This window comes from Streptomyces sp. NPDC044064 (genome assembly GCF_056434245.1).
In genome coordinates this window covers 148,077-168,237 of record NZ_JBWKFN010000007.1, presented here as the reverse complement: position 1 = coordinate 168,237, position 20,161 = coordinate 148,077, and the positions used below count along the sequence as shown (strand labels likewise).

The window sequence follows — 20,161 nt, the reverse complement described above, 5'->3', positions numbered from 1 at the left end:
CCCGAGACCCTCGTTTCACACTCCTCCGGCACTCTTCGCGGGTTCCATCAGCTTCCTCGGCGCGATGACGGGCACACGCGCCGCGGTGACGGTCCGCGGCGGGACGAGGACACGGCCGACGATCACGGCGTAGAACAGGCCGGATGCCAGCACCAGGCAGAAGTCCGGCGGGTACAGGGTGACGGTCCGCCAGAGCGCGGCGCTCACCCACACGACAGCCGTGCCGCCGTTCCAGACCCAGACACCGATCCAGAAACGCCGGTTCGTGGACCGGCCCGCGGCCGCCGAGCCGGTGGGCCGCCAGGACTGGCGCCTGCCGCGCACGATGTCCCAGATGGCGAACAGGTGCGCCCAGCCGTACAACAGGCGCACGGCCCAGGCTTCGAGCCGGTAGCGGCAGCGGTGCCACCACGGGAAGATCAGCACCGTGTAGACGACGCTGGGCAGGACCAGCAGCGCGTTCTCGGCCCTGAGCTTCTCGGGCATGGCCACCAGCAGGACCACCGGGATCAGCGGCGCCACGAAGGTGAACAGTGCCGTGTGGAGGTAGTAGAAGAAGCCGGAGACGTAGCAGAGCCGGGTGGTGAGCCGGAGCTTGGTGTCCCAGAACTTCCTGCTTCCCAGCAGGCTCATGGATCCGGAGCACCAACGGTACTGCTGGTGGTAGAACGCGCTCACGTTGTCGGGGCAGTTGCCGGTGGCGAGGGGGATCGGCACATAGCGCAGGCTCCAGCCGAGGCGACGCAGGTCGAAGCCCGTGTGCACGTCCTCCGAGTGCTCGATCAGCGTGGTACCGCCGTTGGCCTCGAGCGCCTTGCGCCGGTACACGGCGCAGCTCCCCACGCAGATGGCGCCGCCGTGCCGCTGACGGGACACCTGGACCACCCGGTAGAACAGCTCCTGGACGGAACCCGCACCGCGCTCGATCCACGTCTGCCGGCCGAGCACTCGGAAGTACTGCGGTGACTGGACGATGCCGACCTCCGGGTCGTGCTCCAGGTAGGGCAGCAGTTCCTCCAGAAGGTCCGCCCGGGGGGCGAAGTCGGCGTCGAGGATGAGGATGTACTCCTCGTCGGAGATGCCCAGCCCGTAGTGCAGGTTGCCGGCCTTCTTGAACCAGCCACGGTTGGGCCGGCTCCCGTAGACGAAGCCGAACCTCTCGGCCAGGGCGGCGAGTTCCGGGTTCGCGGAGTCGTCGAGCACGTACGGGGTGGCCCTGCCGGGGTAGCGGTCGGCGAGCCGGCGCACGTGCGTCCAGGTGTTCTCCAGTACCTCCACGGGCTCACCGCACACGGGCAGGAAGACCGCGACCGTCGGGTGTGCCTTCGGGCGCCAGCCCTGGACGAGCCGGCGGTGGGCCTCCAGGTCGAAGTCGGCGGTGAAGGCGTTCACCCGCATCGAGGTGACGTAGTACAGGACCGTGAAGCCCAGACACGGCAGCAGGACGATCAGCCAGAGCGAGGAGTGGAGCAGTCTGAACTGGCTGTAGACGAGACAGCCCATGCTCACGAGCGAGGCGGTCGTGAGCACCCAGAGGTGACGACGGACGTAGGAGTACTTCTCCTTGTCGTCCGGGGGTTCCGGGAGTACGTGGTTGCCGGTCTGCCCGGACCGAGGAGCTGTCTGCCGGGCGACCGTCGGCGGGATCTGGCTCGCGATGGTCTCAGGTGAATCGAGACTCATCCGATTTTCCTTGAAGTCTTGGTCACGTCCTTGCTGTAGCCAGCCCGGGCACGAGGATCGCGTTCGGATGGGCCGATTGCTGCACGAGTCGCTCGAAGGAAGGATGCGGGGCGGCCGGGCAACCGCCAAAGGGGCGCAGGTGCTGCACGAGCCTTCGGCCAGGACTGCTTCTCAACAGGCCTTTTGCGTCCGCCGGCCGTAGCCGACGGGTCAGGCGGTGACCTCCGGTGCCGTCTCGACGACCGCGCATCAGCGGGCCGGGACAGCGCCGATCGGGTTACCGTAGGGGGCTCGGCCGCCGGGCTGCGCTGCGAACCCTGCCGGATGCTGCTACTCACCAGGGTGGCCACCGGACAGACCGGTCAGGCCGTCGGACAGGCCCGGGCCGCCGTAGGGGGTCCTTCGTACCCTCGCCCTCATCGCCCCATCGCGACGCGGAGCAGCTCGAAGTCCTCGACGGCCAGCGGAACCAGGCCGAAGCGCAGCCCGTATCCCCAGTTCGGCTGCTGGGTCAGGAGCAGGTCGGCGGCGACGGTGCGCAGGTCGGCGGCGTGCACGTCCTCGAAGTCGACGGTTCGGCGCCATGGCCGTACGGTCCCTCTGGCGCCCATGTTCATGACCTCGTCGGCGAGATGGGGCTCGTCGTCGGCGATGACTCCGAGCGCCGTGAAGGCGCGCAGTCGCGCCCTGTCGCCCATGCGCTCGGTGGGCGAGTAGAAGACGAACCCGTCGCCCCGGCGCATCCGGGCGAGATTGCGGCGGTCGCCGTGATTGAGCTGGATCCAGCCGTGCCTGCTCGCATGCCGGGCGTGCTCGGCGGACACCACGCCGAGCCAGGCCCGCTCGGGCGAGCCGGACGCGTTGCGCGAGAGGTCTTCGCCTTCGGTGGAGAAGAGCGTCGGGTGGCTGTTCATGGGCCCTCCTGAAGCCGTGGGACTGCCGTTCGGAGGAGCCCAGTCTCAGGGCAATACCTGACATGGAGCGTCATGTTTTGGCGATGGCGTCATGCATGGCCGATGCCGTCGCTCATGGCGCGTACGGCGGCGTGATGGCCGCACATGCCGTGCGCCCCGGGGCCCGGCGGGGTCGCCGCCGAGCAGAGGTAGTGGCCGGGGAGCCCGGTGGCGTACGGATCGAGGCCGAGGCGGGGGCCGAAGAGGAGTTGGGGGATGTTCTTGGCGCCGGTGAGGATGTCACCGCCGACGTAGTTCGGGTTGTGGGCGGGGAACGCTGAGGTGGGGCGGGTACTCATGCCGATCACGCGGTCCCGGAACCCGGGGGCGAACCGCTCGATCTGGGCGATGATCGCCTCGGTGGCGTCGCCGTCGTAGCTGTGCGGCACATGCGCGTAGGTCCAGACGGGGTGCACGTCACCGACGGAGCGCTGCGGGTCGGCCAGGTACTGCTGGCCCACCAGGACGAACGGCCGCTCGGGCATCCGTCCGGCGGTGATCTCCCGTTCCGTGAAGGCCACTTCGGAGAAGGGGCCGCCGACGTGCACCGTGCCCGCCCGGCGCGCCGGCAGGGCGGACCAGGGCACACCGCCCTCGACCGCGAAGTCCACCTTGAAGGCGCCCGGGCCGTGCCGGAACCGCCGGTAGGCGCGGGCGACGCGCGACGGCAGGCGGTCGCCGAGGATGTCGGCCACCGCCCCGGGCGCGAGATCGAACATGGTCACGTCGGCGGGCGGGAGGTCCGTGGCCGACCGGACCCGCACCCCGGTCTCGATCTTGCCGCCGAGATCTGCCAGCAGGGCCGCGAGGGCGTCGGTGATGGCGCGGGAGCCGCCCTCCGCGACAGCCCAGCCGTGCCGGTGCCCGGCGGTCAGGATGCCGAGGCCGATGCTGGAGCTCATCGGGTGGTGCAGCGGCTGGAAGGCGTGGGCCGCCACTCCGCCGAACAGTGCGCGGGCCTCCTGCGTGGCGAACGTGCGGGCCAGTGCCGCGGCGGGGAGCAGGGCCGGCAGCCCGAACCGGGCGAGCCGGACCGGGTGCCGCGGCACCCGGAGCAGCGGACCCATGACGTCCTCCGCCAGGATGTCGAAGGCGGCGGAGGGTCCGTCGAACAGCCGCCGCCATCGCGCTCCGTCGCGGCCCAGCGCGGCCGCGGTGTCGCTGACGGAGCGGTACAGGACGCCGGCCGACCCGCCGTCGAGCGGATGCGCGCAGTCGATGTCCGGCAGCCGCCACCGAAGGCCGTAGCGGCCCAGGTCCAGCTCGCGCAGGAACGGCGAGCCGACCGCCATGGGATGCACCGCGGAGCAGTGGTCGTGCAGCAGTCCGGGCAGGACGGCCTCGCCGCTGCGCGTGCCGCCGCCGATTTCGTCGGCGGCCTCCAGGACGGTGACCCGCAGCCCGTGCCGGGCCAGGGTGACGGCGGCGGCCAGCCCGTTCGGGCCGGCGCCGACCACGATCGCCTCGCTCATGAGCCGCCACCGGTGCGGGAGTCGCCGCCGCGCTGTGCCGGCGTACGCGGACGGCCGGCTCGTGCTCGGCAGGCCGGGGCCTCCGGACCGTCATGTGAGTGACGGTCGCACAGCCCTCCTCGATCGGCCCCGTGGCCGTCCACGGGCGGCAGTGCCGGCACTGCCGCCGCATCGGCTGGGACTTGGGAAACGATCACACGCAGCTCGCCCGGTTCGTGGTGGCAGCGCTCCTGGACCGCGCGCAGCAGCTGCTCTCGTGCAGATGGCCGGCGCCGAAGCTTCGTCCGAGGACGGCGCGGGCCACGGTCTCTCCGTCGCGGACATCGTAGGTGTCCATGTCGCCGGGGCCAGGGGCGGCGGACCGTCGAGGGCGCGCCCAGCGCTCCGCCGGTACCCGCCACGGACAGCCCGAAGCCCCGGGGTGCACGGTCAGGCTCCGACGTAGGCCGCGAGGTGTTCGCCGGTAAGGGTGGAGCGGGCCGCGACGAGGTCGGCCGGGGTGCCCTCGAAGACGATCCGGCCGCCGTCGTGGCCTGCTCCGGGGCCGAGGTCGATGATCCAGTCGGCGTGCGCCATGACCGCCTGGTGGTGCTCGATGACGACGACCGACTTGCCGGAGTCGACCAACCGGTCGAGGAGGCCCAGGAGTTGCTCGACGTCGGCGAGGTGGAGGCCGGTGGTCGGCTCGTCGAGGACGTAGACACCGCCCTTCTCGGCCATGTGGGTGGCCAGCTTGAGCCGCTGCCGTTCGCCGCCGGAGAGGGTCGTCAGCGGCTGGCCGAGGGTGAGGTAGCCGAGGCCGACGTCGGCGAGCCGGCCGAGGATGCGGTGCGCCGCCGGCGTACGGGCCTCGCCGTCCGCGAAGAACTCGGCGGCCTCGGTCACCGGCATCGCCAGCACCTCGCTTATGTCCCGGTCGCCGAGGCGGTACTCGAGCACCGAGGCGTCGAACCGCCGTCCTTCGCACTCCTCGCAGGTGGTGGCGATGCCGGCCATGATCGCCAGGTCGGTGTAGATGACGCCGGCGCCCTTGCAGGTGGGGCAGGCTCCCTCGGAGTTGGCGCTGAACAGAGCCGGCTTGACGCCGTTGGCCTTGGCGAACGCCTTGCGGATCGGGTCGAGGAGTCCGGTGTACGTCGCCGGGTTGCTGCGCCGCGAGCCGCGGATCGCGCCCTGGTCGACCGACACGACACCCTCGGTGGCCGGGATCGACCCGTGCACGAGCGAGCTCTTGCCGGAGCCGGCGACGCCGGTGATGACCGTCAGCACCCCGAGCGGGATGTCGACGTCGACGTCCTGCAGGTTGTTCGCCCGCGCGCCGCGGATCTGCAGCGTGCCGGTGGCCCCGCGCACCGTGTCCTTGACGGCGGCCCGGTCGTCGAAGTGGCGGCCGGTGACGGTGCCGCCGGCCCGCAGTCCCTCGACGGTGCCCTCGAAGCAGACGGTGCCGCCCGCCGTACCGGCGCCGGGGCCGAGGTCGACGACGTGGTCGGCGATCGCGATCACCTCGGGCTTGTGCTCCACGACGAGCACGGTGTTGCCCTTGTCCCGCAGGCTCAGCAGCAGGTTGTTCATCCGCTGGATGTCATGGGGGTGCAGGCCCGTCGTGGGCTCGTCGAAGACGTAGGTGACGTCGGTGAGCGAGGAGCCGAGGTGGCGGATCATCTTGACGCGCTGGGCCTCGCCGCCCGACAGCGTGCCCGAAGGCCGGTCCAGCGAGAGGTAGCCGAGGCCGATCTGCACGAACGAGTCCAGGGTCTCCCCCAGCGCCGTCAGCAGCGGCTTGACCGAGGGTTCGTCGAGACCACGGACCCATGCCGCCAGGTCGCTGATCTGCATCGTGCAGGCGTCGGCGATGCTGATCCCCTCGATCTTCGAGGACCGGGCTCCCTCGCTGAGCCGGGTGCCGTCGCAGTCGGGGCAGGTGGTGAACGTCATCGCCCGCTCGACGAAGGCGCGGATGTGCGGCTGCAGCGAGTCGACGTCCTTGGACAGCATCGACTTCTGGATCTTGGGGATCAGACCCTCGTACGTCAGGTTGATGCCCTCGACCTTGATCTTGGTGGGCTCCTTGTGCAGGAGGTCGTGCAGCTCCTTCTTGGTGAACCTGCGGATCGGCTTGTCCGGGTCGAAGAAGCCGCAGCCTTTGAAGATACGGCCGTACCAGCCGTCCATGCTGTAGCCGGGGATCGTCAGCGCACCCTCGCTGAGCGACTTGCCGTCGTCGTACAGCTGGGTCAGGTCGATGTCGGTGACCGTGCCCCGGCCCTCGCAGCGCGGGCACATGCCGCCGGTGATGCTGAAGCTGCGCCGCTCCTTGACGGTCTTGCCGCCGCGCTCGACCGTGACAGCGCCCGCGCCGCTGATCGAGGGGATGTTGAAGGAGAACGCCCGGGACGAGCCGATGTGCGGCTGCCCGAGCCGGCTGAAGAGGATGCGCAGCATCGCGTTGGCGTCGGTGGCGGTGCCGACCATGGAGCGGGAGTCGGAGCCCATCCGCTGCTGGTCGACGATGATCGCGGTCGTCAGCCCTTCCAGGACGTCGACGTCGGGGCGGGCCAGCGTGGGCATGAAGCCCTGCACGAAGGTGCTGTAGGTCTCGTTGATCAGCCGCTGCGACTCGGCGGCGATCGTGTCGAACACCAGGGAGCTCTTGCCCGAGCCGCTGACGCCGGTGAAGACGGTCAGCCGGCGCTTGGGTATCTCGACGGTGATGTCCTTGAGGTTGTTCTCACGTGCGCCGTGCACGCGGATCAGTTCGTGGCTGTCGGCAACGTGCGGCGCAGGCGACTGCGTGTCCGTCCTCTTGGTCATGCTTCTCGTCACTCCGTCCCTCGGGCGGGCCCGCCTTCACGGTCTCCACCGGTGCCGCCTGGCCGGATCCGACCGGCTTCGAGCGCAACGTCCGATTTTCCTGCGTCGGACGGCACCCTTCGGCGGCCACGGTAGCCGCGGATCCGCGACCGGCGCTTCTCCATTCCTGACCGGTCCGGTGGCGACCGCGAGGCGGGCCTGCGAGGGATCTAGGGCGCGAACGCGTCGACGCCCGTCAGCTCCGCCGAAAGGGCCCACAGACGGGCCGCCTGCTCCGGGTCCGTCGCCCAGTCCCGCACGCCCAGGCGCTCGCCCTCGGGGGCGGGCTCGGCGATGTCGCAGTCCTCGAGGTAGACGCCGCCCAGGCCGTCGAGCTGGGGCGAGGTCGCCGCCCACACCTGCGTCCCCGCACCCTGCTGCGGGGACTTGAAGCCCTCGGGGTTGAGCGCGTTGCCCTGCTCGTCGATCCAGCCGCGCTCCACCATCTCCTCCTTGGGCAGGTGCCGCTGGAGCGGGGTGAGGATGCCGCCGGGGTGGAGCGCAAAGGCGCGCACCCCCTTCTCCCTGCCGAGCCTGTCGAGGTGGACGGCGAACAGGACGTTCGCGGTCTTGGCCTGGCCGTAGGCCTCCCACTTGTCGTAGCCCCGCTGCCAGTGGACGTCGTCCCAGCGGATGCCGGAGAAGTGGTGGCCGCGGGAGGAGACGGAGACCACGCGGGCGCCGCCGGGTTCGATCGCCGGCCACAGGCGGTTGACCAGGGCGTAGTGGCCGAGGTGGTTGGTTGCGAACTGCGCCTCCCAGCCGGGTCCGACCCGGGTCTCGGGGCAGGCCATGATCCCGGCGTTGTCGATCATGAAGTCGACGGTGCGTCCGGAGTCGAGGAACCGCTCGGCGAACGCCCGCACGCTGTCCAGGTCGCCCAGATCGAGCTGGTCCACCTCGACCCCGTCCAGACCCGCGAGCGCCTCCCGCGCGCTGTCCGGACGCCGCGCCGGCACGACGACCTCGGCCCCCGCCCTGGTGAGGGCCCGGGTGGTCTCCAGCCCGAGCCCCGAGTAGCCACCGGTGACGATCGCGAGCTTTCCGCCGAGGTCGATGCCTTCGAGAACGTCGTCGGCCGTACTGTCGGCCCCGAAACCCGAACCGATCTTGTGCTGTGCAGTGCTCATGCCCGAAACGCTACGAATTGGAGCACACTCGAAGTCAAGCCGGACCAGGCTGATCAGCGGATCGCCACGACCACATAGCTGTCGCCGTACTGCCAGACGGGCCCGGCGTGGCCGAAGCCCGCCTGACGCAGGAGTCGCAGGTGTGCGGACAGGGAGAGCCGGGCGGCGCTGTCCGTTCCCGTCGGGGGACGACGGGCCCGGTGCTCGGTGTAGAGGTCGGCCATCTCGGGGTCCTCGGCGATCGCCGTCCACCAGGAGGACCAGTCCTCGTGCGCGAAGGCCCGCCGGCGTTCCGCCCGGCGGTGTCCGATGTGCCCGGCGATCTCGGCGAGCCGGGCGTCGCCCTGGGGCAGGTGGTCGCCGTTGACGAGGATGCCGCCGGGGCGCAGGAGCGAGGCCAGCCGGCCGTAGGTGCGGCGCAGCTTCTCCGGGGTCAGGTAGTGCAGGGCCGTCGTCGAGACGGCCGCGTCGAGCGGGCGGTCGAGGCCGAGAGCCTCGGTCCAGCCGTGCTCGCCGATGACCGCGTCCACGTAACGCGCCGCGGCCGCGTGGTGGGCGCGGGCCAGCTCCAGCAGGAGCGGGTCCCGGTCCACCGCAACGATGTCCGCCTCCGGGAGCCGCCGGGCCAGGCGGGCCGCCAGCGATCCGGGGCCGCAGCCGAGGTCGACGATCAGCGGCCGGTGGGCGGCGCTTGCGGCGATGTGCTCGACCATGTCGGCGATCACCGTGAAACGCTCCTCACGGTCGACGGCGTACCGCTCCTGCTGCCGCTCCCACCGCTCCACCCATCGCTCGGCCGTTGCCAGACTCAGCCCCATACGGTCGTGCCACCTTGCCGTCTCGCCCCTGGTTCCTTCGCCGAGGCTACAGCTGACAACGGTTTCCATTCCCTGATCGGGGGCCGATATCACCCGAGGGTGGCAAGGACCGACAGGAGTCTGTCGATCTCCTCCATGCTGTTGTAGACATGCAGGCTCACCCGTACCGAGTCGGCCTTCTCCCCCGCGCCGCCCTGGCAGTGGCTGTCGGAGCGGACCATGAAGCCGTGGCTGAAGAGGATGAACCCCAGGTCGCCCGAGTCGATGTCGCGGTGCCGGAAAGTGACGATGCCCTGGCGCTGCTGCACGGGTGAGCCGGCGGCGACGCTTGTCCGGCAGCCGAGGATCTCGTAGGCGTCCAGGTGGCGCAGCCGGTCGGTGAGCCGGGCCGCCAGGGCCACGGTCCACCGCTCGATCCGGTCGGGCCCGGCCGCCTCCAGCCAGTCCAGCGCCGCGTGCAGGGAGGCGATGCCGACGGTGTTGGGCGTACCCGGCCAGCCGCCGGGGGCGAACGCCGGTCCGCGTGCCTGGCGCGCCCAGAGCGCACCCGAGCCGGGCAGCGCCATCGCCTTGTGACCGGAGAACACGACGAAGTCGACGTCCAGCCCGGCCACGGACACCGGCAGATGACCGACACTCTGGGCCGCGTCCAGGCAGATGACGGCGTCCGGGCCCACCGCCTCGCGGATGCGGTGGATGTTCATGTTCCCGCCGTAGACGTGGTGCACATGGGTCACGGCGACGAACCGGGTGCGCGGCCCGGCGAGGGACGCCAGCACCGTGTGTTCGTAGTCGCCGGATGCCTGCTGGTACGGCATCGGCAGGACGCGGACCCGCACGCCCTGGCCGGCCAGCTGCTGCCGGACCTCCAGCCAGGGTGAGATGTTGGCCTGGTGGTCGGCGACCGGGACCACGATCTCGTCGCCGTCGGCGAGGAGCCGGGGAAGCCAGTCGCGGGCGATCGCTCGCAACCCCTCGGTGGTGCCGCTCGTGAAGTGCACGGCGGACCGCGCCGGATCCGGGTCGCCGAGGAACCGTTTGACGCGGTCCCGGGTCTCCTCGACCAGGGCCGTGGTCCGGTTGGCCCAGGTGTAGGTCCCGCGCCCGGCGTTGGCGTTGGTCGTGGTCAGGTAGGCCTGGACCGCGTCGAGTACGGCCTGTGGCTTCTGCGCGGTGGCCGCGCTGTCCAGGTAGGCCAGCTCCGGGTGCCCCGCGATGATGGGGAACTGGGCGCGCAGGGCGCTCAACTCCGCACTGCCCGACTCCCCTTGAGAACGGATCCCGGCTGCCGTCATGCCGCTCAGTCCCGTACCAGTGGTGCGCCGGCGTCGCGCCAGGCGATGATGCCGCCGGTCAGACTGCGGACCTCCGGGTGCCCCATACGGGTCAGCAGCGCGGCGTAGCGGGCGGACTTCTCGCCGACCGGGCAGGCGAGCAGCACCGGGCGGTTGTGACTGAAGGGCAGGCCGCCATGGACCAGTTCCTCGAACAACTCGTCGACGATGTTGACCGAGCCGTCGATGTGCAGGGCGGCGTAGGCGGAGGGGCTGCGCAGGTCCACCACGAGCGGCCGGCCGGTGGCGATCCATGCCTGGGCCTCGGCGACGCCGACGGCCGGAGCCTCGCGCACCTCGGTGTCGGACACATCGGCCGGTGAGTTCCTGCGGCTGGGACGGCCGAACAGGTCCGGACGGCGCCGGCGGACGTAGCTCAGGTAGCTTTCGACGCGGTCGCAGACGATGAAGACGGCCGACTGGCGTTCCGTCAATTCATCGTCGGCCGACCGCAGTCGGCGCAGGGCACCGAAGTAGGCGGCTCCGCCGGTGGGGCCGGCCATGATGCCGCACCGGCGGTTCAGCGTCAGCATGCCCTCGATCGCGTCGTCGGCGCTCACCGCCTCGATCGTGTCGTAGGTGTCCGGGTCGAACAGCCCGACCTCGCGGGCCTCGTCGATGGTGCGGATGCCGGGGATGAAGTCGGACTTGTCCGCGACCAGTCCGACGACCCGTACGGCGGGGTCGTGTTCGCGCAGTACGCGGGCGACGCCGGAGGAGGAACCGGCCGTGCCCACACAGGCGATGAACCAGTCCGGGGCCCGGCCGTCCAGGTCCTTGACGATCTCCGGGCCGGTGCCGGTGAGATGGGCCTCGGTGTTGCGCGGGTTGAAGTACTGGTCGGTGTGCAGGAAGGCGCCGCCGGGTTCGGACAGCGTCCGGTGGAAGAGGGTGAGCGGGTCGTCGGTGGCGGTCGGGTCCAGGCACTCGCTCTGGCCGGGCAGCTCCTCGATCTCGGCGCCGAGCAGCAGCAGGAGGTCCTTGATCTCCGGGATGCGCATCCGGTTGGTGACGCTCTTGAAGGTCAGGCCGTGCATCCCCGCGAGGACGGCCAGCGCCTTGGCGGTGTTGCCGCTGGACAGCTCCACGACCTGCCTGCCGTCCGCGGCCGCGGCCTGCAGGTGGGGGCGCGCCATGTTCCAGGCGGCCCGGTCCTTGACCGATCCGAACGGGTTGAGCAGTTCCAGCTTGGCGTACAGGTCGATGTGGGTCAGACCGTGCACGGCCGGGTCGATGCGCACGAGCGGAGTGTTGCCGATGGCCTCGGTGATGCTGTCGTACCTCACTGCGCTCCTCCCACGGAGGTGGTCGGCCAGTACTGATCGTCCAGGCACCAGCGCCACGAACCGCCGTCCTGCCAGGCGGCGACCTTGCGGGCGACGGGCCGGCGCTGGGCGCGGGTGGCGTGGAAGTCCATGCAGTAGGCGGCGGTGTTGACGAAGGCCAGCAGGTCGCCCGGTTCGGGGCGGCGGGGCAGGAACACCGTCCGCCGGGTGATCAGGTCGGTCTCCAGGCACAGGCTGCCGAAGAGATGGACGGCGACCGGCTCCGCGACGGGGCCGGCGCGGGCCGGGTCCCGCGGGAGGACCAGGGGGTCCATGAGGACCCCGTGCTCCTCCAGGGCGATATCGTCGGCCTTCGCCTCCAGCCGTACGAGAAGCTCGCCGCCGGCCTCCTGGGTGCGGACCTCCAGCACCCTGACGAGCGTCAGCCCGCACTGGTCCAGCAGAGCCCGTCCGGGTTCTGTGTGCAGGTCGTAGAGGTGCTCCAGCAGCAGGTCGGCAAGCGGGCGGCCGTCGAACGACGCGGCCGGGTGCGCGAGGAGTTCGTCCAGGTACCGCGCCCCGGCGACCGGCCGGTGCGCGGGGTAGAGCCCGAGCGCGCCACGCAGGGTGCCGGCCTCGTTGCGCAGCCCGTAGCCGTGCCCGCCCCAGGTCAGGGGTGCCCGGGTGCCGAGGACCGCGGCGGTCAGCTCGGTCGTGTACCGCTCCCACTGCTCGCGGTCGGCAAGGTAGTTGACGCCGAATCCGCCGCCGATGTCCACGGCCGTCGGCCGCAGTCCCCGCTCCCGGCACTCCTCCAGTACACGCAGGCAGCCTTCGAGCGCCGCGGCCTTCTCGTCGAGGCTGGTGGTGTCCAGGTGGTACGCCACTCCCACCGGGTCGAGGACGTCGTGGTGCCGCTCGACCGCCTTCAGCAGCGGATCCAGCTCCCGTACGGGTACGCCGAATCGGCTGCGCCGGCTCAGCACCCGCACCCCGGCGGTCTCGAACCCCGACAGCCGCAGCAGGACGCGGGCCCGGGGCAGGGCGTGCCGGCGTACGAGGGCGGCCAGCTGCTCCAGCTCGTCACGGCCGTCGACGCTGACGGTGACCGCCGTTCGGGCGGCCAGCCAGAGGAACTCCCTGTTCTTCGGTCCGGTGGCGGTGATGCGGTCGGGGGTGAATCCGGCGCCGAGCGCGTGCTGAAGCTCGCCCAGGGAGGCGACGTCCACGCCCGCGTCCGTGGCGGCCAGCCGCCTCAGCAGGGCGCTGGACCGGTTGGCCTTGTGGGCGAAGAAGACCTGGCCGATGAGGTGATGGCCGCGGTACACCGATCGGAACCGCTCCAGATTCGCGGCGATCTGGTCGGGAACGACCGCGTGCAGCGGCGACCCGAGCGCGCCGACGAGCGTGTGCAGCAGCTCGCCGGAGTCCGCGAGTGACCGCAGCCGCGGTTCCAGCCGCGGACGGAGAAACAGGGGCTGCCCGCCCATGCCTGGTGCCTCCCCCCGAACCCAGGCCCGGCATCCCGGGCACGGCCGGCCACTCCCCGCGGCTTGCCGTATGACCCTCTTCCCCCATCCGGTCGGTTTACGCCCCGTACCTCCTCTAGTGGGAGCAGGTCGGCAGGTTTTCGCCGGAGCCCGGTCCTGGGAGCCCCGCACGTGCGGGTGCCGCCCCGGGCAGCCGGTAGACGTACGGCGGCGGCTCCACCGTGCCGCCGTCGGCCAGCTCGCGGACGAGGTGGTGGTCCGGCGACAGCGCGCACGCCGGGTCGGTGCGGGCGGCGTCGCCGGTGAGTGCGAACGCCTGGCAGCGGCAGCCGCCGAAGTCCTCCTCCTGGCGGGGGCAGCCACTGCAGGGGCCCGTCATCCACTCGGTGCCGCGGAAGCGGTCGAAGGCCGGGGACTGCTCCCAGATCCAGGCCAGCGGGTGGTCACGGACGTTGGGCGGGTCCAGGTCGGGCAGGGAGGCGGCCGCCGGACAGGGCAGGGCGGTGCCGTCGGGTGCGACGGTGAGCGAGACCGCTCCCCAGCCGCCCATGCAGGGCTTGGCGACGCCGTCGAAGTAGTCGGGCACGACCCAGACCAGGTCGACGCGGCCGGCGAGCCGCTCCCGCCAGTGTTCGAGGGACTCCCGGGCGCGGGCCAGCTGCTCGCGGGTGGGCAGCAGCGCGGTGCGGTTGAGCAGACCCCAGCCGTAGAACTGCGTGTTGGCCAGCTCGATGCGGTCGACACCCCAGTCCACGCCCAGTTCGACGAGGGCGTCGAGGGCGTCGAGGTTGTCGCGGTGCAGCACGACGTTGAGGCCGAGCGGTAGCCCGGCCCGGCGGACGAGGGCCGCGGCCCTTTCCTTCGCGGCGAACGAGGACCGGCGGCCGGCGATCCGGTCGTTGGCCCGCGGGTCTGCGTGCTGGACGGAGAGCTGGACACTGCGCAGCCCGGCCGTGGTGAGCGCGGCCAGCCGGGTCTCGTCGAGGCCGGTGCCGCTCGTCACCAGCTGGGTGTAGATCCCGGCCGACTCCGCGGCGGCGACGATCTGCTCCAGGTCGGGTCGCAGCAGGGGCTCGCCACCGGAGAGGTGCGTGTGCACGACGCCCAGCTCGGCGGCCTGACGCAGCACGTCCGCCCACTCCCCGCCGCTCAGCTCGCTCGAACGGCGGGCGAGTTCCAGCGGGTTGGAGCAGTACGGGCAGTGCAGCGGGCAGGCGTGGGTGAGTTCGGCGAGCAGGGCCCAGGGGCGGGCGGGATTCGTGGCAGCGGTCATTTGAGCCAGCCCTCCTGTCGCAGCCGGCCGAGGAAGGAGGGGACGGTGGTGGCCACCGGGGCGCCGGGGAACCGCTCGACCAGCTCGTCGACGATCCCGGGCACGGTGCGGGTGCCGTCGCACAGGCCGACGACCATGCCGGCGTGTCCCTCCAGGACGACCACGCGTTCCGGCAGGACCAGCAGGTCGGCGCCGCGCACGGTGTCGTGCCGCAGCATCAGCGAGGGGGCGAGCGCGGGGCACCAGGTGTTCTCGGGCTCCGGGATCACTTCGGCTCCCGTCGGTCGTCCTGCCCGAGCCTGCCGGTCCGGCCGGGGCCGCCCGCCTGCTCGGACTGTCCCGCGTACTGCACGGCGTCGAGCAGGGACCACAGCACGTCGCACTTGAAGGAGAGCGCGGCCAGCGCCTTCTCCTGGTCCGTGCGGGTGCGGGACCACTGGAGAACCAGGTCGAGCGCCTCGGTGCTGTCGCGCCGGCCCTGGTCGACGCGGGTGCGGAAGTAGCCGAGCCCCTCCGCCGCGATCCAGGGGTAGTGGCGCTCGAACGCCTCGATGCGCCGGCGCATGAGGTCCGGGGCGGTCAGTTCGGTGAGCGAGGCGGCGACGGCTTCCAGGGTCGGGCGGAGACGGCAGAAGTTGACGTAGCCGTCCACCGCCATCCGTACGCCGGGCAGCACATCCTCGCCCGACAGCAGGGTCCGGCGGTCCAGGCCGGCCGCCTCGCCGAGCCGCAGCCAGCGCTCGATGCCGCCCTCGCCCTCGCTGCGTCCGTCGTGGTCCTCGATCCGCCGCAGCCACATGCGCCGCAGCCGCGGCGAGTCCAGCTTGGCGGTGATCAAGGCGTCCTTGACCGGGATGTGGCGCTGGTAGTGGAAGCGGTTGGTGATCCAGGAGCGCACCTCGGCCTGGGTCAGGTCGCCCTGGTGCATGCGGATGTTGAAGGGATGGCGGTCGTGGTAGCGCGCCTCACCCACCGCGCGCAGGCGGGCCTCGAACTCGGCGGGGCTCCAGGGTTCCGTCAGCGGGGCAAGTGTCGTGGTCACAGCTCGATCACCATTCCGTCGTCGGCCACCTCGATGCCCAGCCGGGCGAGCTGCTTGTGCTGCGGCGCGGCGGGGTCGACGAGGGGGTTCGTGTTGTTGAGGTGCGTGTAGAGACAGCGGGCGGACAGCGTGGCGAGGATGCCGGCGGTGCCGTCCGGTCCGTCGACGGGCAGGTGGCCCATGCCCGTCGCGGTACGGGCCGAGATACCGGTACGGCGGGGCTCCTCGTCGTCCCAGAAGGTGCCGTCGACGATGACGCAGTCGGCCTCGGCGGCGGCGCTGTGCAGCGCGTCGGACCAGGTCGCCACGGCGGGGGCGTAGAGGGCAGACCTGCCGGTGGCGGGGTCGTACAGGCGCAGCGCGACGACCCAGGAGTCGTGCGCGGGGTCGTCGGCGGCGTATCTCGGACGCTTGTCCGAGACGGGTACGGCGCTGATCCGTACACCGGATGCGGTCGGGCCCGCGGCGTCGGCGCAGAGCGGCTGCGCGCCCCGGGGTTCCAGTTCCCGCCAGGTCAGGGTGGTGTACGGGTCGAGCACCTCGCCGAGGTGCAGGCGGTCCTCGAGTGCCTGGCGGACCGGAGCGGTGGTCAGGAGTTCCAGGCCGTCCGCCTCGCGCAGCCGCCAGATGCCCAGCGTGTGGTCGAGTTCGGCGTCGGTGAGGACCACTCCGGCGATCGGCGTCTGCCGGGGGCCGGGCCCGGGGTGGAGGGCCGGGTGGGCCTCGATCTGGTCGCCGATGTCGGGGGTGGCGTTGACGACGTACCAGCGGCTCTCGTCGGCACGGACGGCCAGCGAGGCGTGCCTGCGGCGCCGCACACAGTGGGCGCGTGCCCCGGAGCACCCGGGGCACGCGCAGTTCCACTGGGGGATGCCGCCGCCGGCGGCGGTGCCGAGTACCTGCAGCAGCATGCCGGCGGCTAGCGGACGCTGAGCGAGTAGGCGGTGACCTCGAGCGCGGTGTCGACGATCGTGTACCCGGGCGTCTGCCACTCGGTCCGGCCGGCTTCCTCGGTGGTGGTCGCGGCCGGCTGTTCGATGTGTTCGATGGCTTCGTTCATGGTGTGTGCCTTCCTTTCGGCAGAGGTGAGTTCGCCCCCTTGTTCAGCAGGGGGTCGTCACTTGATGGTCACTTTGAGGAGGAGGTCCTTCGCGATGCCGCGGTCGCTCGTGCCCAGCCAGAGCTGGTCGGCGCCGGGTACCTTGGCCAGCGCCCGCAACCGGCCGTAGGCGCCGTTGTAGTACGCCGTCGCCGGCAGTACGCCTTCGCCGGAGGAGTCGATCGGGATCCGCCACAGCCGCTTGCCGCTGAGCGTCGCGGCGTAGATGACGTTCTTGACGATCGCGATCTGGGCGGGCACGCCGCCCTGGTCCGGCCTCCAGACCATCTTGGGGTTCTTCATGCCCGCGACGGAGCAGCCGCCCTCGCACTTGGGCCAGCCGTAGTTCCCGCCCGGCTTGATGAGGTTGAGTTCGTCCCAGGTGTCCAGGCCGATCTCGGTCTCCCACAACCGTCCGTTGCGGTCCCAGGCCAGGCCCTGCGGGTTGCGGTGGCCGTAGCTGTAGACACGGGTTCCGAACGGGTTTCCGGGGGCGGCGGCACCGGTCCTGGTGATCCGCAGGATCTTTCCGTTGAGCGACTTCTTGTCCTGGGCCAGCTGCGACTGCTGCGCGTCGCCGGTGGTGACGTAGAGGTAGCCGTCCGGACCGAAGGCGATCTTTCCGCCGTTGTGCTGCGTGTCCCTGACGATTCCGGTGAGAATCGGGGTGTAGCCGCTCAGCGAGGTGCCGTTGAAGTTCATCCGGACCACGCGGTTGTCGACGGACGTGGTCTCCATGAAGAACACGGCCTTGTCCGTGGTCCCGTTCCAGCCGGGTGACGCGGCGACACCCAGCAGGCCGCCCTTGTCCTGGGTCGCCTGGCTCCACACCGCGTTCGGGACGGTGCCGACCTTCTTCTTGGACCCGTCCAGGGCGACCTTCCAGACCGCTCCGGTGTCGCGTTCGGTCACCAGCGCGGACTTCCTGCCCGGCAGGAACGAGATCCCCCAGGGGGTCGTCAGCTTGTCCGAGAGCGTGCTGATACCGGACGGTGCCGCGCCCTGACGGTGTGCGCCGGATCCGCCGTCCTGCGCACGAGGGACGGACGGTGGTACCGCGGCGGTCGCGGTCGACTGGCCCACGCCGACGGCCGCCACAGCGGCGACAGCGGTGATCGCGACCAGGCCCGGACGGACCCGGTGCAGCGCCGAATGCGCCAAGCGTGACATCCACATGCCTTTCCTGTCATGGGACGCGACCGCGTGATTGCCCACGGAGAACGGCGCGCCCGACTGCGATACACGGGGTGGTGCTCATTACTGCGCCGCAGCGTGGTGAACCCGGTGAAAAGGGCGGGACCGAAGCGTGGCAATGACTCCTTTATGGAGTATCAGACGCTCACTGAATCTCTGGCCACCCGGATCCCCCCATCCTGCTGAAGGTCCGTAAAGTCCCTCCCACGGGTGACCCGTCGTCATGGCAGGTGACGGGGCTGCCGAAGCCTCCGCAGCCGGATCTATCTTTTGGCGCAGCCGGCCGGGTCGCTGTCGGCACGGGTCGGCGAATCCTGGGACGCAGAATTCGCCGAAGGAGTCGTCGCGGGGCTCGGCTCGGGCGTCGCGGTGGGCGTCGGGCTCGGGGACGAGGTCGGCGAGGGGGCCGGGGACGAGGTCGGGCCGATGCAGGGCGGCGCGGTCGTGGGGGATGCCGGCTGGGGCGAGTCACCCGCGTCGGGATGGTCGACGCAGTCGACGAAACGCACGAAGCGGGGCCGCTCGGTGCCGTCGGCGGGCACCGCGAAGTCACCGGCCGCGTGGCTGCGGAGCAGGCACATGTCGTAACGCGCGAGCGGCGGGAGGGTGTCCTGCGCGGCGGTGGTCCGGTACTCGTGGCGGCCCACCAACTGGCAGGAGTCGTAACGGATCAGCGGTCCCCGCGGACCCACCGCGTAGCGGTGCGGGCGGACTTCGGCGGAGAAGTCCCGGTAGCCGAAGGCGGTGTCGTCGCAGTCACTGAAGTGGACCGTTCCGCTGTTCCACACGCAGTCGATGACCCGCACATCGGGATTGCGCACCTCGAAGCGGATGTCCTCGGCGTGGAACCGCTGCACGGAGTCATGGTGCACGTTGACGGGAAAGCGGAAGAACGTGCTGGTGGTGCCGTATTCCGGGGTGCTCTCCGGGCGTTTGCCGGTGATGATGTACGAACCGCCGCGGCAGGTGATCGAACCTCCGTAGGGGAACTCCAGGAAGTTGCCCCAGTCGTATTCGACCTTCATGTCGGTGAACCAGTAGTTGAGGAACTGGTCCTGGTCGTTCGGACGGTCCTTCCCGCGCTCCGAGAGTCCGGAATACAGAAATGCCCGGCGATAGCTGCCGCCGACCCGGCACGCCTCCCACCGCATCTCCGAGTTGGTGTCCGTGCCGTCCAGGGCGAGCCCGTACTCCCATTCCCCCATCCATTCGCACTCGGAGAAACGGTAGTCCTGCGCCTGCCCGGTCGAGTACGAACTGAAGAAGGAGGCGCCGGGCGTGTCCGAGCGGAACTGCATGCGTTCGAAGGAGAGATTCGACCAGGCGTCCTCGTTGCGGCAGAGATAGGAGCCGGGGCCGGTGTCCGGGCGGAACACGAGGGTGGTCATCCGCTTGCCCGCTCCGGCGAAGCGGAGGCCGTTCGCGGGCCGCGGCGGAGCGACGCCGTTCAGCAGTGCGTTCGGACGGGTGATGAGGAAGTCGCCGGCGGGGATCTCGATCACCACGCGGCCGACGCCCTGGGAGACGCGCGCGGCGGCGAAGGAGTAGGCGACCTCGAACGCCGCACTGGCGTCGGTCCGCCCGTCGCCCACCGCACCGAGGTCGGCCACGTTGACCACGGTCGCCGTGTCGGACCTGGAACGTCCGCGCCCGGGAGGGGCGCCGGAGGCGGCCGCCTCGGCCCTGCCCCGCGGGCCGGCGACGGCGGGCGGGGTGTAGGTGGACAGAGCCGTCGCCGCCAGCACCGACGCTCCGCCACGCAGGAGATGCCGACGGCTGACACGGGACCTTTCACCACCCGTTTCTGCCATAATCTCCTTCTTTCCAAGTACTTACACCAATAAGGTGGAAAATGACCGAGTTCGCCCAAGTGCTCAGGCAGTTGTCGTCGGCACAGAAGCCCACGAAGGGAACGTCGGTCTACACCGAGTTCGTCAACCGTCCGGCCGGCCGGGTACTGGCCGCGGTGGCCTACCGGATCGGGGCGACACCGAATCAGCTGACGGTGCTCGGCGCCCTGTTCACTTTTCCGGCCCTGGCCGCCGTGGCCCTGCTGCCGCCCGCTCCGGTGATGGCGGCCTGTGTCGGTACGGCCATGGCCTTCGGGTTCGCCCTGGACGCGGCGGACGGTCAGCTCGCGCGCGGCCAGTGCTCGGGCAGTGCGTCCGGCGAGTGGCTGGACCATGTGCTGGACTGCGTCAAGCTCGTCACCCTGCACCTCGTGGTGCTGGTGTCGTTCTACCGGTTCTTCACGCTGCCCGGTCCGGCCTTCCTGCTGGCGCCGATGATCTTCCAGCTCGCAGCCGTGGTGATCTTCTTCGCCGGGATCCTGACGGAGAAGCTCAAGCGGCGGACGGCGGACGCGGGACCGGCGAGGCCGGCCCGGGCACTGTGGTCCGTGTTGCTCCTGCCGGTCGACTACGGCATGACCTGCATCAGCTTCCTATTCCTGGGAAGTCAGCACATCTTCCTTGCGGTGTACTGCACTCTGCTGCTGGCCCATGTCCTGTTCATGGCGGCCTTCCTGGTCAAGTGGTTTCGCGAGCTGCGCTGAG

17 protein-coding genes are annotated in these 20,161 nt (G+C 70.9%); 1 reads left to right on the top strand and 16 read right to left on the bottom strand.

The genetic code is table 11. From position 1 onward, the window contains the following. Window positions 1–15 precede the first annotated feature (15 nt). The 16 genes from AC07DS_RS13975 to AC07DS_RS13900 form a co-directional block, all read right to left on the bottom strand. Window positions 16–1,683 (bottom strand): glycosyltransferase family 2 protein, encoded by a 1,668-nt coding sequence (locus AC07DS_RS13975; protein WP_479145023.1) that lies wholly within the window; start codon window positions 1,681–1,683, stop codon window positions 16–18. Window positions 1,684–2,099: 416 nt separating this feature from the next. Beyond that, window positions 2,100–2,597, bottom strand: coding sequence for an EVE domain-containing protein (locus tag AC07DS_RS13970; protein WP_479145021.1), 498 nt, complete (start codon window positions 2,595–2,597; stop codon window positions 2,100–2,102). 89 nt (window positions 2,598–2,686) lie between these two features. Further along, window positions 2,687–4,108 (bottom strand): phytoene desaturase family protein, encoded by a 1,422-nt coding sequence (locus AC07DS_RS13965; protein WP_479145019.1) that lies wholly within the window; start codon window positions 4,106–4,108, stop codon window positions 2,687–2,689. Between the two features lie 429 nt (window positions 4,109–4,537). Then, on the bottom strand, window positions 4,538–6,922 hold the full coding sequence (locus AC07DS_RS13960; protein WP_479145017.1) for an ATP-binding cassette domain-containing protein: 2,385 nt from the start codon (window positions 6,920–6,922) through the stop codon (window positions 4,538–4,540). Between the two features lie 209 nt (window positions 6,923–7,131). Beyond that, the gene (locus AC07DS_RS13955; RefSeq protein ID WP_479145016.1) at window positions 7,132–8,091 is read right to left on the bottom strand and encodes an SDR family NAD(P)-dependent oxidoreductase; all 960 of its coding nucleotides are present in this window, start codon (window positions 8,089–8,091) and stop codon (window positions 7,132–7,134) included. Window positions 8,092–8,144: 53 nt separating this feature from the next. Then, window positions 8,145–8,909, bottom strand: a complete 765-nt coding sequence (locus AC07DS_RS13950) for a class I SAM-dependent methyltransferase (RefSeq protein WP_479145014.1) — start codon at window positions 8,907–8,909, stop codon at window positions 8,145–8,147. Between the two features lie 89 nt (window positions 8,910–8,998). Beyond that, a complete protein-coding gene (locus AC07DS_RS13945; protein WP_479145012.1) occupies window positions 8,999–10,204 on the bottom strand; it encodes an aminotransferase class V-fold PLP-dependent enzyme in 1,206 nt (401 codons plus the stop codon). Between the two features lie 5 nt (window positions 10,205–10,209). After that, window positions 10,210–11,529, bottom strand: coding sequence for a pyridoxal-phosphate dependent enzyme (locus AC07DS_RS13940; RefSeq protein ID WP_479145010.1), 1,320 nt, complete (start codon window positions 11,527–11,529; stop codon window positions 10,210–10,212). Then, on the bottom strand, window positions 11,526–12,998 hold the full coding sequence (locus AC07DS_RS13935) for a Y4yA family PLP-dependent enzyme (protein ID WP_479145008.1): 1,473 nt from the start codon (window positions 12,996–12,998) through the stop codon (window positions 11,526–11,528). Before AC07DS_RS13935 ends, AC07DS_RS13940 begins: the two co-directional genes overlap by 4 nt. A 115-nt stretch (window positions 12,999–13,113) precedes the next feature. Then, entirely contained in the window at window positions 13,114–14,271 is a 1,158-nt protein-coding gene (gene pqqE, locus AC07DS_RS13930; RefSeq protein WP_479145006.1) for a pyrroloquinoline quinone biosynthesis protein PqqE, read from the bottom strand. Beyond that, window positions 14,268–14,540: a pyrroloquinoline quinone biosynthesis peptide chaperone PqqD gene (gene pqqD / locus AC07DS_RS13925; RefSeq protein WP_385170054.1), complete on the bottom strand. Its 273-nt coding sequence runs from the start codon at window positions 14,538–14,540 to the stop codon at window positions 14,268–14,270. The genes pqqE and pqqD overlap by 4 nt, the downstream gene beginning before the upstream one ends. Beyond that, entirely contained in the window at window positions 14,537–15,313 is a 777-nt protein-coding gene (gene pqqC / locus AC07DS_RS13920) for a pyrroloquinoline-quinone synthase PqqC (protein WP_479145004.1), read from the bottom strand. Before pqqC ends, pqqD begins: the two co-directional genes overlap by 4 nt. Next, a complete protein-coding gene (gene pqqB, locus AC07DS_RS13915) occupies window positions 15,310–16,224 on the bottom strand; it encodes a pyrroloquinoline quinone biosynthesis protein PqqB (protein ID WP_479145002.1) in 915 nt (304 codons plus the stop codon). Before pqqB ends, pqqC begins: the two co-directional genes overlap by 4 nt. 8 nt (window positions 16,225–16,232) lie before the next feature. Then, window positions 16,233–16,373: a pyrroloquinoline quinone precursor peptide PqqA gene (pqqA, locus tag AC07DS_RS13910; RefSeq protein ID WP_479145000.1), complete on the bottom strand. Its 141-nt coding sequence runs from the start codon at window positions 16,371–16,373 to the stop codon at window positions 16,233–16,235. 57 nt (window positions 16,374–16,430) lie between these two features. Beyond that, window positions 16,431–17,582, bottom strand: a complete 1,152-nt coding sequence (locus tag AC07DS_RS13905; RefSeq protein WP_479144998.1) for a PQQ-dependent sugar dehydrogenase — start codon at window positions 17,580–17,582, stop codon at window positions 16,431–16,433. A gap of 287 nt (window positions 17,583–17,869) precedes the next feature. After that, the gene (locus tag AC07DS_RS13900; RefSeq protein ID WP_479144996.1) at window positions 17,870–19,351 is read right to left on the bottom strand and encodes a glycosyl hydrolase family 28-related protein; all 1,482 of its coding nucleotides are present in this window, start codon (window positions 19,349–19,351) and stop codon (window positions 17,870–17,872) included. A 107-nt stretch (window positions 19,352–19,458) separates the two neighbouring features. On the opposite strand from AC07DS_RS13900, the gene AC07DS_RS13895 reads away from it, so the two are divergent. Then, window positions 19,459–20,160, top strand: coding sequence for a CDP-alcohol phosphatidyltransferase family protein (locus AC07DS_RS13895; protein ID WP_479144994.1), 702 nt, complete (start codon window positions 19,459–19,461; stop codon window positions 20,158–20,160). The last annotated feature ends 1 nt before the right edge of the window (window position 20,161 follow it).